This window comes from Streptomyces sp. NBC_01618 (assembly GCF_045209435.1).
Classification (GTDB): domain Bacteria; phylum Actinomycetota; class Actinomycetes; order Streptomycetales; family Streptomycetaceae; genus Streptomyces.
This window is the reverse complement of sequence record NZ_CP109297.1, coordinates 3,021,701-3,034,306: the sequence shown is the minus strand read 5'-3', so window position 1 is coordinate 3,034,306 and position 12,606 is coordinate 3,021,701. Positions and strand designations below refer to the sequence as shown.

Annotated in this window: 10 protein-coding genes and 1 rRNA gene; 6 read left to right on the top strand and 5 right to left on the bottom strand. The window is 68.8% G+C overall.

Features of this window, described 5'->3' with window-relative positions; all coding sequences use genetic code 11:
* The first annotated feature begins 16 nt into the window (after positions 1-16).
* Positions 17-133, top strand: a 5S ribosomal RNA gene (gene rrf / locus OH735_RS14180).
* A gap of 108 nt (positions 134-241) precedes the next feature.
* Here rrf and OH735_RS14175 read toward each other — a convergent pair.
* From OH735_RS14175 to OH735_RS14155, 5 genes are read right to left on the bottom strand one after another with little or no spacing between them, the layout of a single operon-like run.
* The gene (locus OH735_RS14175) at positions 242-1,552 is read right to left on the bottom strand and encodes a DUF58 domain-containing protein (protein WP_406386551.1); all 1,311 of its coding nucleotides are present in this window, start codon (positions 1,550-1,552) and stop codon (positions 242-244) included.
* A 10-nt stretch (positions 1,553-1,562) separates the two neighbouring features.
* Positions 1,563-2,573, bottom strand: coding sequence for an AAA family ATPase (locus tag OH735_RS14170; RefSeq protein ID WP_406381857.1), 1,011 nt, complete (start codon positions 2,571-2,573; stop codon positions 1,563-1,565).
* A complete protein-coding gene (locus tag OH735_RS14165) occupies positions 2,570-3,784 on the bottom strand; it encodes a DUF4350 domain-containing protein (RefSeq protein WP_406381856.1) in 1,215 nt (404 codons plus the stop codon). The genes OH735_RS14170 and OH735_RS14165 overlap by 4 nt, the downstream gene beginning before the upstream one ends.
* Positions 3,781-4,470, bottom strand: a complete 690-nt coding sequence (locus OH735_RS14160; protein WP_406381855.1) for a DUF4129 domain-containing protein — start codon at positions 4,468-4,470, stop codon at positions 3,781-3,783. Before OH735_RS14160 ends, OH735_RS14165 begins: the two co-directional genes overlap by 4 nt.
* A gap of 4 nt (positions 4,471-4,474) precedes the next feature.
* Positions 4,475-5,704 carry a hypothetical protein gene (locus tag OH735_RS14155; protein ID WP_406381853.1) on the bottom strand — a complete coding sequence of 410 codons (1,230 nt, stop codon included), beginning with the start codon at positions 5,702-5,704 and terminating at the stop codon, positions 4,475-4,477.
* A 140-nt stretch (positions 5,705-5,844) separates the two neighbouring features.
* On the opposite strand from OH735_RS14155, the gene mtnA reads away from it, so the two are divergent.
* From mtnA to OH735_RS14130, 5 genes are all read left to right on the top strand, one after another.
* Entirely contained in the window at positions 5,845-6,990 is a 1,146-nt protein-coding gene (mtnA, locus tag OH735_RS14150; RefSeq protein ID WP_406381852.1) for an S-methyl-5-thioribose-1-phosphate isomerase, read from the top strand.
* Positions 6,991-6,994: 4 nt separating this feature from the next.
* A complete protein-coding gene (mtrA, locus tag OH735_RS14145; RefSeq protein WP_187438793.1) occupies positions 6,995-7,684 on the top strand; it encodes a two-component system response regulator MtrA in 690 nt (229 codons plus the stop codon).
* Position 7,685: 1 nt separating this feature from the next.
* Positions 7,686-9,710, top strand: coding sequence for an MtrAB system histidine kinase MtrB (gene mtrB, locus OH735_RS14140; protein ID WP_406381850.1), 2,025 nt, complete (start codon positions 7,686-7,688; stop codon positions 9,708-9,710).
* Complete coding sequence (locus tag OH735_RS14135) at positions 9,700-11,565, top strand: LpqB family beta-propeller domain-containing protein (RefSeq protein ID WP_406381849.1); 1,866 nt, start codon at positions 9,700-9,702, stop codon at positions 11,563-11,565. The genes mtrB and OH735_RS14135 overlap by 11 nt, the downstream gene beginning before the upstream one ends.
* Positions 11,566-11,654: 89 nt before the next feature.
* Complete coding sequence (locus OH735_RS14130; protein ID WP_406381847.1) at positions 11,655-12,383, top strand: ComF family protein; 729 nt, start codon at positions 11,655-11,657, stop codon at positions 12,381-12,383.
* Positions 12,384-12,606: the final 223 nt, after the last annotated feature.

Here is a 12,606-nt window from a genome sequence, read left to right as displayed (position 1 = left end):
GTTAATTTCATAGTGTTTCGGTGGTCATTGCGTTAGGGAAACGCCCGGTTACATTCCGAACCCGGAAGCTAAGCCTTTCAGCGCCGATGGTACTGCAGGGGGGACCCTGTGGGAGAGTAGGACGCCGCCGAACTCCTTTTACGGGAAAGCCCCGTGCCCTTGTGGCACGGGGCTTTTCTGCGTTTAGAACCCGTCGAGGAAATGCCCCTTCCTCGACGGGTTTGTAACGGGCGGGAGCGGGTCAGAGGCGACCCATACTCTTGAGAGCCAGGTAGGCGTCGGCTAGAGCCGGAGCGAAGTTGTCCGGGGTGGCATCGACGACGACGGCGCCGCGGCGCTGGAGCTGCTCTGCAGTGTGGAGTCGCCTCGCTCGGGCTTGTGCGCCGGCTGCCGATTCGTAGATCGCCTCCACGGTGCCCCTGGCTCTCACCATCTGTTCGATGTGCGGATCGGTTACCGACGCCACCAGCACCGTGTGGCGCTGAGTCAGTTGGCGGAGAACAGGCAGTAGGCCCTCTTCCATGGGGGCCGCGTCCAGACCGGTGAGCAGCACGATCAGGGAGCGACGAGGTGCGGAGGCCAGTACAGCAGCGCTGAGACCTCGGGCATCCGTTTCCACGAGTGCTGGTTCGACCGACGCCAGCGCATTCACCATGGCCGACAGGACGTCTCCCGCGGACCTGCCCTGCACCTGGGCCTGGATTCGGCGGTCGTAGGCGAGCAGATCCACACGGTCGCCCGCACGAGAGGCCAGTGCAGTAAGGAGCAGGGCCGCGTCCAGAGCGGCATCGAGACGGGGCACGTCACCGACACGGCCCGCCGAAGTACGGCCGGTGTCCAGGACGACAAGGATGTGACGATCCCGCTCAGGTCGCCATGTTCGCACCGCGACGGCGGACTGACGTGCTGTGGCCCGCCAGTCGATGGAACGCGTGTCGTCGCCGGGAACGTACTCACGCAGGCTGTCGAACTCGGTGCCTTCCCCGCGGGTGAGGACGCTGCTGCGGCCGTCGAGCTCCCGGAGTCTGGCGAGACGGGACGGCAGATGTTTGCGGCTGGTGAACGGCGGCAGGACACGTACCGTCCACGGGACTTGGTGATTCCCCTGGCGGGCCGCGAGTCCCAGAGGTCCAAAGGAGCGGACCGTGACACGTTCGGCTCGCCGGTCTCCGCGCCGCGTCGGTCGCAGCATGGTGGTGAGCCGACGGCGTTCCCCCGCCGGGATCGTCAGTGTGTGACGGGCTGAGGCCTGCTCCGTGCCGGTGGGCCAGCTGCTGGGCGGCCAGGCGTCACGGAGGTGTGCCCGTAGGCGCCGACGGGAAGGATTGGTTACGGTGAGTTGCACTTCGGCGGACTCCCCGAGGCGAACGGTTGTGTCACCGGATCGGGTGAGCTGAAGCGTTCGCACTGGTGCGGCCAGGGCGTAGTCGCACAGAATTGCTAGAGAAAGCGGTGCGTTGACCGCGAGCATGCCTGTCCAGCTTGGGGCAAGGATTCCAACAGGGAGTGACCCCAGGGCGGCCAGCAAGGCGGTACGTCCGGTAAGGGCCACGGTCACTGCCTCATCGGGGTACGGGGACGTGGGCGAGGATCGCCGTGATGACGGAGTCGGGGGTGACTCCCTCCATCTCCGCTTCGGGCCGTAGTTGGATGCGATGGCGAAGCGTGGGGAGAGCCAGGGCTTTCACGTCATCAGGAATGACGTAGTCGCGGCCAGTGAGCCAGGCCCAGGCACGGGCGGTCGACAGCAGTGCGGTAGCGCCTCGGGGAGAGACACCGAGAGAGAGCGAAGGGGACTCACGCGTGGCACGACAGATATCGACGACATAGCCGGCGATCTCAGAGGAGACCTTGGTCCGTGAAACCGCGTTGCGGGCTGCTTCCAGATCGGCCGGGCCGGCAACGGGGCGTATGCCCGCTGACCTGAGGTCGCGCGGATTGAAGCCGTCGGAATGACGGGTGAGGACGTTGATCTCCTCGTCGCGGGACGGCAGGGGCACGGTCAGTTTGAGGAGGAAGCGGTCCAGCTGGGCTTCGGGGAGCGGGTAGGTGCCCTCGTATTCGACGGGATTCTGCGTCGCGGCCACGAGGAAGGGGTCGGGCAGGAGCCGAGGAGTTCCGTCGACGGTGACCTGGCGTTCTTCCATCGCTTCCAGGAGGGAGGACTGTGTCTTGGGAGGGGTGCGGTTGATCTCGTCGGCGAGCAGCAGGTTGGTGAAGACGGGGCCTGGCTGAAAGGAGAACTCTGCCGTGCGGGCGTCGTAGACCAGCGAGCCGGTTACATCGCTCGGCATCAGGTCGGGGGTGAACTGGACGCGTTTGGTGTCGAGTTCGAGTGAGGCGGCGAGAGCCCGGACCAAGAGGGTCTTGGCCACGCCGGGGACGCCCTCGAGGAGGACGTGGCCTCGGCAGAGCAGGGCGACGACGAGTCCCGTGACTGCCGGGTCCTGGCCGACCACGGCCTTGGCGATCTCGGAGCGCAGCGCTTCCAGGGATGCGCGGGCTGTGTCGCCGTTTCCGAGGGTCTCGGTGGTCCCGGTGGTCCCGGCGGGCACTGGGGGCGGGGCGCTCATGATGTGCGTACCTCTCTTTCGAGGGTGTCGAGTTGATCTGCCAGATGTACAAGAGCGGCATCGTCGGACGGGGCGGGTCCGAAGAGCAGGGCTTGGAGACCTGTGCCAGTGGTGTTGAGGCGGGCGGAAATGGCAGGGATGACTGTCATGCGGGAGTGGGCATCGCGTGGGGAGACGCCGATGAGCGGGGCGATACGGGTGCGGGTGGCGGAACGCAGTGCGTCGGCGGCCCGGTCGCGGGCGTTTGCCTTGCGGTAGAGGCGGGCTCGCCCTTCGGCGGATTCCGAGGCGCGGATGGCCACGGGCAGCCGTTCGGTCACCAGGGGGCCCAGACGACGGGCGCGCCAGATGGCGGCGAGTGCAGCGGCAAGTGCGAGTTGCAGCGTGCCCCACAGCCAGCCTCGGGGAATCAGGTCGGCGAAGCTGCGGTCGTTGTGGGCACCGGCTCCGCCGTCTCCGCCGTTCTCGGCGGCAGCGGAAGTGTCAGCGAGTGAGGGGAGGTACCAGACCAGATGTGGGCGGGAGCCGAGAAGCTGAAGGGCCAGGGAGGCATTGCCCTGGTTGCTGAGCCGGTCGTTGTAGAGGAGGTCGGGGGAACCGAGGAGGACGGTGTCGCTCGTCCCCTGTTCGACCAGGAGCAAGGTGGGGAGGCCATTGTTAGGGAAGCAGGCGACGGCATCGGGGACGTTCGAGGAGTATTGGAAGCCTCCCGTTTCGGCGGTACCGGCGTTGCGGGCGGCGGACAGGGAGCACTGGGGGGTTCGGGCGGCCACCGGTCCGGCGGGCTCTGCGCGGACACCGGGGACCAGGGTGCCCACGGAATCAGGGCCTGCTGCGAGAAGGACTGTGCGGCCGGCCGAGTCGGCTGTCGTGGCGTGGAGTTCGTTCTGTTGGTGCGGTGTCAGCAAATCGGGGGAGGTGACGAGCAGCGTGGTCTCGGGGCCGGCCTGGGCCGTGGCCTCGTCGAGAGTGGTGACCACTTGCACGGAGACGCCACGCTCCTTGAGGAGTTCAGCGACGGCCCGGCTGCCGTAGCGGTCGGCGGAGCGGGGATCGAGGCGGCCGTGGTGGTCACCGGAGCGCACGGTTGCCAGTGCGATTCCGGCTGCGGCGAGTACCAGGAGGGCGAACAGCAGACCTCGTACTCGGGTCCAGATCTGGTGTGGGGTGAGGGATGTCGAGGTGGTGGGGGCGGCGGTGACCGCGGTCATTCGGCTGCTCCCTGGGCCGCGGTTGTCAGGAAGGGTTTGGCGGTCTGGAGGTCGAGGTCCAGAGTTCGTACGGTGAGGTACGCCTGCTGGTCCGCGGTGCGACCGCCGTATGTGACATCGTCGAATTCTCTGGCGGCGGCGTGGAGTCGCGCGGCGTGTGCGGGCAGCGGACGGCCCGCTTCGGCGGCGGCCTCGTCTGCGGTGCGCCCAGGGCGGGGCACGAGCAGGGCGCGCTCTTCCAGAGAGCGGACGATGGCGCGCATGCGCTCCTGGACCGCCTCATTCCAGCGGTGGGCGGCCGCATGGGCCTCGGCGGCCGTCCGGTGTTCGGCCGCGCTGCGGGGGCCGTCGTCGAAGAGGGCCTCAGCGGAACGCACGGCGCGGTGCGGGGTGCCCAGCCGCCACCAGAGCGCGGCAACCAGGCCGATGACGACAAGCACAAGCACGACAAGACCGACTGGTCCGCCCGGTGCGGCGCCGGAGGCAGTGTTCAGGAGATCGCCGATCCAGTCCCATAGCCGGTCGAGACCGCGCTGGAGGAGGTTGGGATCGTTCTCGTGGTACATCGGCTTGGACAGTTCGTGCTCCGCGGCCTCCTGGGCCGGGACACGTGGAGTGTCCACGGGTATGTCGCCGCTCGCTCGTATCAGTAACTGCGCTGCTGTTGTGCCCCCCGCCCCCGACACGGCATCAGCTCCTGGAATCGTAGCCGGGCAGGCCCGCTGCCCGGGCGAGATCGAGGTCGAGTGCCTCCCGACGGATGCGCTGATCGATGTAGAGCAGGGCCATCACACCGGCGGAGAGCGGGTAGGTGATCGTGGCAGTGATCACTTCGCCGATGCCGGAGACGATCAGGAACGGCCAGCCGAAGTCCAGGGAGCCGTCGGTGAGGAGGGAGTTGATACCGCCACCGTCCACAGACAGCGCGATGATGCTGAACGGGATCGCGATGACCACGGACACGATGAGTGTCAGCAGCCAGGTGAGAGCCAGGATGCCGAAGGTTCGCCACCAGGCGCCCCTGACCAGCTTCGCGGAGCGGCGCATGGAGGTAGTGATGGATTGCCGCTCCAGCATCAGTGCCGGCGAAGCGAGACAGAAGCGGACCATCAGCCAGATGACGATGACGGCGGTGGCGACGAAGCCGACGACGACGAGCGCGGCGCCTGCGGCGGAGCCGATCAGCATGCCCGGCAGCAGGCCGACCGTCAGGATGGCGGAACTGATCAGGACCAGCAGCAGTGTCAGACCCAGCATCTGAGCGAGCCGGGGTCGGGCCTCGGCCCAGGCGTCCGAGAGCGTCACCGGGCGGCCGAGCACCGAGCGGCTGATCACCACGGTCAGTACGGATGTCGTGATCAGCGTGGCGATCATGGTGATGAGCAGGGACGGCACACTGTTGGTCAGTGCCGACTGAGCCGAGTCGGCACTTTGCCTGAGCGCCTCCGAGCCGGTGGCCTTCGGGTTGATTGCCGCGGGTTCCGGCAGCAGATAGCGCTGCACGAGGATGATTGCGATCTGGGCGATCACGGAGACGGTCAGCGTGATGCCGAGGACCGTGCGCCAGTGGGCGCGCATCGTGGAGACGGCGCCGTCGAGGATCTCGCCGACGCCGAGTGGCCGGAGCGGGATGACACCGGGCTTGGCCGCAGCGGGTGGCCGGCCCCAGCCGGCGCCGTGCGGCCCGCCGCCCCAGCCGGGGCCCTGAGGTCCCCCGCCCGAGCCCGGGACGGGGGGAGGCCCGCCGGGGCCTGCTCCCGGGGTGCTTGGTGGGGACCACTGCCCTGCGGGCGGCTGCGTGGGCGACCAGTTCCCTGCCGGGCCGCTGCCGTCGACGGGCTCGGAAGGTCGGGGGACGCCCGCCTTCTGGCTGTCGGAGGGGGCAGATCCGGGCGAGGCCCAGCCCGGAGTGTCGTTCATTCTCGCTCCTTCATGGTCCTGTCCGCTCATCGGGGCGGCAGGTTGGCAGCCATCGTGCCACGCGTTGCTCCGGCGCGGGCCTGGCGCTCCATCTCCTTCGTACCTTCATTTGTGAGCGGTTTACCGGGCAGACTGTGCGGATGGCTGATCAGGACGCGCAATCGCCGGTGGGCATCGAGCCCCCCGCGCTTCCCGTACTTCGCTGGGACGAGCTTCCGGAAGGTCCCGCGCTGGTGCTCCTCGATCAGACGCGGCTGCCTGCCGAGGAGGTCGAACTCGTGTGCACCGATGTGCCCGCGCTGGTGCGGGCGATTCGGACGCTCGCAGTGCGCGGGGCGCCGCTGCTGGGCATCGCAGGGGCTTACGGAGTGGCTCTCGCAGCCGCGCGGGGAGACGACGTGGCCGAGGCCGCGGAACTGCTGGAGCGGGCGCGGCCCACCGCGGTGAATCTTGGATACGGTGTGCGGCGGGCTGTCGGAGTGTACGGGGCGGCCATCGGGAAGGGGGCCGATCCGGGGCGGGCAGCAGAGGCGGCGCTGTCCGAGGCCAGGGCGCTGCACCGGGAGGACGCCGAGGCCAGTGGGCGTATGGCGCGCTACGGGCTTGCCCTTCTGGATGAACTGCTGTCCGGCGGCGGGCATCAACTGCTGACGCACTGCAATACGGGGGCGCTCGTCTCGGGAGGTGAGGGTACTGCCTTCGCTGTCGCGCTCGGGGCACACCGGGAGGGCAGGCTGCGCCGGCTGTGGGTGGACGAGACACGTCCACTGCTGCAGGGAGCCCGGCTGACCGCGTACGAGGCGGCGCGCAATGGCATGCCGTACAGCTTGCTCACGGACAATGCCGCAGGTTCGCTGTTTGCCGCGGGGGAGGTGGACGCCGTACTCATCGGGGCGGACCGCATAGCCGCGGACGGATCGGTGGCGAACAAGGTGGGGAGCTATCCGCTGGCGGTGCTCGCGAAGTACCACCACGTACCGTTCATCGTGGTGGCGCCGACCACGACCGTGGATCTGGACACCGCGGACGGGGCGTCGATCACCGTCGAGCAGCGGCCCGGGAGTGAAGTGACGGAGCTCACATCGCCACAGGTGGGAGTGGCAGGTAGGGATGCCGGCGGGGTGCTCGTGGCGCCAGTCGGAACCCCCGCGTACAACCCCGCATTCGATATCACACCGCCGGAGCTGGTTACGGCGATCGTCACGGAGGAGGGCGTAGTTTCCCCGGTCACGGGGGTCGGACTGGCAGAGCTGTGTGCCAGGTCATCGCAGGTAACGATTAGCTAATGGGATGATGTCGATTATGAAAGGACGCGTCCTTGTCGTCGACGACGACACCGCACTGGCCGAGATGCTCGGGATTGTGCTGCGTGGTGAAGGGTTCGAGCCGTCGTTCGTAGCGGACGGCGACAAGGCACTTGCCGCATTTCGTGAGGCCAAGCCGGACCTGGTCCTGCTGGATCTGATGCTGCCCGGAAGGGACGGCATTGAGGTTTGCAGATTGATCAGGGCCGAGTCGGGTGTGCCGATCGTCATGCTCACTGCCAAGAGCGACACGGTTGACGTGGTGGTGGGCCTGGAGTCCGGGGCCGACGACTACATCGTCAAGCCGTTCAAACCTAAGGAGTTGGTTGCCCGGATCAGGGCACGTCTGCGGAGGTCCGAGGAACCGGCGCCGGAACAGCTGGCCATCGGGGACCTGGTCATCGATGTGGCCGGTCACTCGGTGAAGCGGGAAGGGCAGTCGATCGCCCTCACCCCGCTGGAGTTCGACCTGCTGGTCGCGCTCGCCCGCAAGCCGTGGCAGGTCTTCACCCGTGAGGTACTGCTGGAGCAGGTGTGGGGATACCGTCATGCCGCCGACACCCGGCTGGTGAATGTGCACGTTCAGCGACTGCGTTCCAAGGTCGAGAAGGACCCGGAGCGGCCCGAGATCGTGGTGACCGTCCGTGGGGTCGGTTACAAGGCCGGACCGAGCTGAGATGCCCCCGAGCAGCGCTGCTCCGCAGCCCGGGGAGCCGGGAGCCCGTGCGGAGCGGGCTGCTGCTCCGGGGCAGAGGGCGTCCCGGGTCGTGCGCCTTTTGAAGGGTGGCCGGTTGTTCCGCGACCGGGCGCTCGGCGGCCCGGTGCCGCGACTGCTGATGCGCTGGGTGCGGCGCCCGCTGCTGCCCGCCGTGCGGCTCTGGCGACGCAACCTCCAGCTCCGCGTCGTCGCGGGCACGCTGCTCATGTCGCTCGGTGTGGTGCTGCTCCTCGGGCTGGTCGTGATCGGGCAGGTGCGCAACGGTCTGCTCGACGCCAAGGGCAAAGCCGCCCAGACCCAGGCAGCCGGCGGTTTCGCGGCGGCTCAGGAGAAGGCGAACGCCCCGCTCACCCCCGGTGGGCAGGGCAGTGACGCGGTGGACGGCAGCACGGCCAACAATTCCTGGCGGACCGAGCTGGTCGACCAGCTCGCCAGCGGCGGCAAGAACGCCTTCAACGTGGTGGCGCTCAGCGCCGACGAGGGAACCCGTGCGCCGCGCGGTTCGGGCAGTGTGGAGGCGGCGAGCATCCCGCAGAGCCTGCGGGACTCTGTGAACAGCGGCCCGGGAGCGTTCCAGACGTACTCCCTGATCCAGTATGCGAATGGCCAGGAGTCGCAGCCCGGACTCGTCGTGGGCAAGCGCCTCTACGACATCGACCACAATCCGTACCAGCTCTACTACCTCTTCCCGCTGACGCAGGAGGAGAAGTCATTGACGCTGGTCAAGGGCACGTTGGCGACCGCGGGAATGTTCGTGGTCGTGCTGCTCGGGGCCATTGCCTGGTTCGTGGTGCGACAGGTCGTCACGCCGGTACGGATGGCGGCGGGCATCGTTGAGCGGCTTTCCGCGGGTCGGCTCCAGGAACGGATGAAGGTCACCGGCGAGGACGACATCGCCCGGCTCGGTGAGGCCTTCAACAAGATGGCGCAGAACCTGCAGCTCAAGATCCAGCAGTTGGAGGAGCTGTCCCGGATGCAGCGGCGCTTCGTCTCCGATGTCTCCCATGAGCTGCGGACACCGCTGACGACCGTGCGGATGGCCGCCGATGTCATTCATGAGGCCCGTAGCGACTTCGACCCCGTGACGGCACGCTCTGCGGAGCTGCTCGGGGACCAGCTCGACCGGTTCGAGTCGCTTCTCTCCGATCTGCTGGAGATCAGCCGGTTCGACGCGGGCGCCGCGGCGCTGGAGGCGGAGCCGATAGATCTGCGGCAGGTCGTCCGACGGGTGATCGGCGGGGCGGAGCCGCTGGCCGAGCGCAAGGGCACCCGGATCCGGGTGGTCGGCGACGAGCAGCCGGTGATCGCGGAGGCCGACGCCCGGCGGATCGAGCGGGTCCTGCGCAATCTGGTGGTCAACGCCGTCGAGCACGGTGAGGGCCGGGACGTGGTGGTGCGGATGGGAGTGGCCGGAGGTGCGGTCGCCGTGGCGGTCCGGGACTACGGGGTGGGGCTCAAACCCGGCGAGGCGACGCGGGTGTTCAACCGCTTCTGGCGGGCTGACCCGGCCCGCGCACGAACGACCGGCGGCACCGGGCTCGGACTGTCCATCGCCGTGGAGGACGCCCGGCTGCACGGCGGCTGGCTGCAGGCGTGGGGCGAGCCCGGTGGCGGTTCGCAGTTCCGGCTGACTCTGCCGCGTACGGCGGACGAACCGCTGCGCGGATCGCCCATACCGCTGGAGCCCGAGGACTCCCGGCGCAACCGGGAGAACCGGGAGCGCGCCGTGGGCGCTCCCGTGACCGGGAGTGGGCACCGGCTGACGGCGGTGCCGAACCAGCCCGGTGGCAACGACCGGGCCGCGCTGCCCGTACCCTCGCGCGCGCCCGCGGCCCCCCGCACGGCACCGGCCTCGGTGCATCCGGCGGCCCTGCCGGGGAGCGGAGCGCGGGTGGTTGCGCGCCCGGCCGAGGACCGGCCGGGCGGCGAATTCGACTCTGCAGTGAAGGAACCGGAGCGGGGGGAATCGAATCGTGGGCACTGACCGTCGCAGGGACGGCCAAGGGCGCGTGCTGGGGCTGTTCGCGCTGCTCGGAAGCGGTGTCGTGCTCCTGTCCGCGTGCGGCTCGATGCCCGTCACCGGGGATGTCAAGGCTGTCGACGCCTCGCAGCCCGGCGATTCCCAGGTGCAGGTGTATGCCGTGGCACCGCGTGACAACGCCACCCCCAACGAGGTGGTCGACGGCTTCCTGGAGTCCATGACCAGTGATGACTCGGACTTCAGGACGACTCGTAAGTACTTGACGAGGAAGGCGGCCAGTACGTGGAAGCCGAGCGCGTTCACGACGGTGCTCACCAAGGCGCCGAACCGTAACGACCGCCCGTTCCGCGACAGCGACCGCGCCCTTACGGAGATCACCTACACCCTGACCGGCGAGAAGGTGGCAACGGTCGACGCCCAGAGCGTCTATCAGCCGCTCGCGCCCACGGACTACAACCAGACCCTGCGCCTGGTGAAGGAGAGCGGGCCGGAGGGCAAGGAATGGCGCATCGGCCTGGTGCCGGACGGACTTCTTCTCGGGCAGTCGGACTTCAAGCGGCTCTACCGCTCGGTCGACAAGTACTACTTCGCCGCAGGGCGGACGGCTGCGAAGTCGATGCTGGTCGCCGACCCCGTCTATCTCCGTAGCCGGACGGACCCCGTCACCGGGATGGACACCGTGACGCAGGCGGTCCGCAGTCTCCTGGCGGGGCCGACCAGTTGGCTGCGGCCGGTGGTCGCCTCCCGCTTCCCCCCGGGTACGGCGCTGAAGAAGGGCGTCACCTCGCTGTCCCCCGACGACCGCAGCGTACTGAAGGTGCCGCTCAACAAGAAGGCGGACGGTGTCGGACAGCGGTCCTGCCGCATGATGGCGGCACAGGTCCTCTACACCCTGCGGGACCTGACGTCCGCACGGGTCGAGCAGGTCCAGCTCCAGCGCTCCGACGGCTCCCCGCTGTGTGTCATCGGCGCGGACCAGGCGGAGGAGTTCGCCCCTGACGGTTCGTCGAGTGGGCCGGACAGCCAGTACTTCGTCGATGGGAAGGGGCATGTGCAGCGAATTCCCGGCAGCACAAAGGGCAGTGGCACCCCGGAGGTGGTGCCCGGTCCGCTCGGCAACGGACCGGTGCAGATGGGAGCGGTCGGTGTGGCCAGGGACGAGCAGTCGGCGGCGGCGGTCTCGCGCGAGAGGAAGGCCCTCTACGTCTCGTCCATCGTCTCGGACGGTGAGCTTCCGGCAGCCTTGGTGACCAGCAAGGCCCACGCCTCGAACAACCGTCTGTCGGTGCCGAGCTGGGACGGCCGGGGCGACCTCTGGGTGGCCGACCGGGATCCCGGCAATCCCAGACTGCTGCGGCTGGCCGGTGGCGCCGGCAAGCCGCAGGAGGTCACCGTGCCGAGCCTGGACGGCGACCGGATCGAGGCGCTGCGGATGTCCGCGGACGGGGTACGGATCGCGCTCCTGGTGACCAAGGACGGTCACACCACACTGAAGATCGGCCGGATCGAGCGGCACGGGCCTGAGACCGAACAGCAGGTCTCGGTGGTGGAGTTGCGGCAGGCCGCACCGCAGCTGACGGATGTGACCGCGATGTCGTGGTCGGGCCGGAGCCGTCTCGTGGTGGTCGGCAAGGAGCAGGGTGGCGTGCAGCAGGTGCGCTACGTGCAGGCGGACGGCTCGACACCGGCGTCGGGCGTTCTGCCCGGCGTGAACCAGGTGTCTTCGGTCGCAGCGGCGGACGACGAGCAACTGCCGCTGATGGCGGCCACGTCGAGTGACGGGATCGTGAAACTGTCGCCGGGTGACAACTGGCAGACGGTGGTCAAGCAAGGCTGGTCGCTGGTCTACCCGGGCTGAGACTTCTCTGGCGGGCCGTGATCTCACGAGGCCGCCCCCGGTTATCCACAGGGGTGGCCGGGGCCCTTCGGGGAGTGCACAGTGGAGTCATGCGGGGGTGGTGGCGGGAGATCTCCGGGCTGGTCCTGCCGGTGTCCTGCGGTGGCTGCGGCAGGCCGCGTACCGAGTTGTGCGCGGAATGCGGTGCGGAGTTGTACGGCGGGGTGCCGCGCCGGGTGAGGCCCGTGCCGGAGCCGGTGGGCCTGCCGGTGGTGCACGCGGCCGCCGCGTACGAGAACGCGGTACGTGCGGTGCTCCTGGCCCATAAGGAGCGCGGTGCGCTGGGGCTGGCCGGGGCGCTCGGGAAGGCGCTGGCGGGGGCAGTACGGGCCGGGACGGGGCAGGCGGGCTTCGTCGGCCCGCAACTGCTCGTGCCTGTGCCGTCGGCGCGGCGGGCCGTGGCGGCGCGGGGTCATGATCCGACGCGGCGGATCGCGTTGGCCGCGGCCGGTGAGCTGCGGCGCGGCGGTATCGGGGCCGAGGTGGCCGGGGTGCTTCGGCAGCGGCGCCCGGTGGCCGATCAGACGGAGCTCGGAGCCCGGCAGCGGCAGGCGAATCTTGCGGGGGCGCTGGAGGTGGTCGCCGGGGGTGAACGGTTGCTTGCGGCCGGACGGGTGGTGCTGGTGGACGACCTGCTGACGACCGGCTCCTCGCTGGCCGAGGCGGCTCGGGCGATCGGGGCTGCGTGCGGGCGCGACGGTGTCGTCCACGGCAGTGGCCAGGCAGCCGTTGTCGCAGTATCTCCATCCGCCTTCGAAATAAACCGGAACTGCCGGTGAACCTGCATCGTTGCAGGTAGTGAGTGGGTAAAAAGACCTGAACGGAGGTACGTGCGAGTAGCGGGTGCCGACATCCGGCCAGGCAGGCTATGTTCGGTTGTGAGGAATGGTGAATGCCGGACCTCGATGAATGCACCACCAGGTTTCGGGCAGGTGACTCACCGGTAGCCAGAAGCAGAGAATTCGGTGGGGTGGAAACCCTGCCGATGGGGGAGGAGGAGGT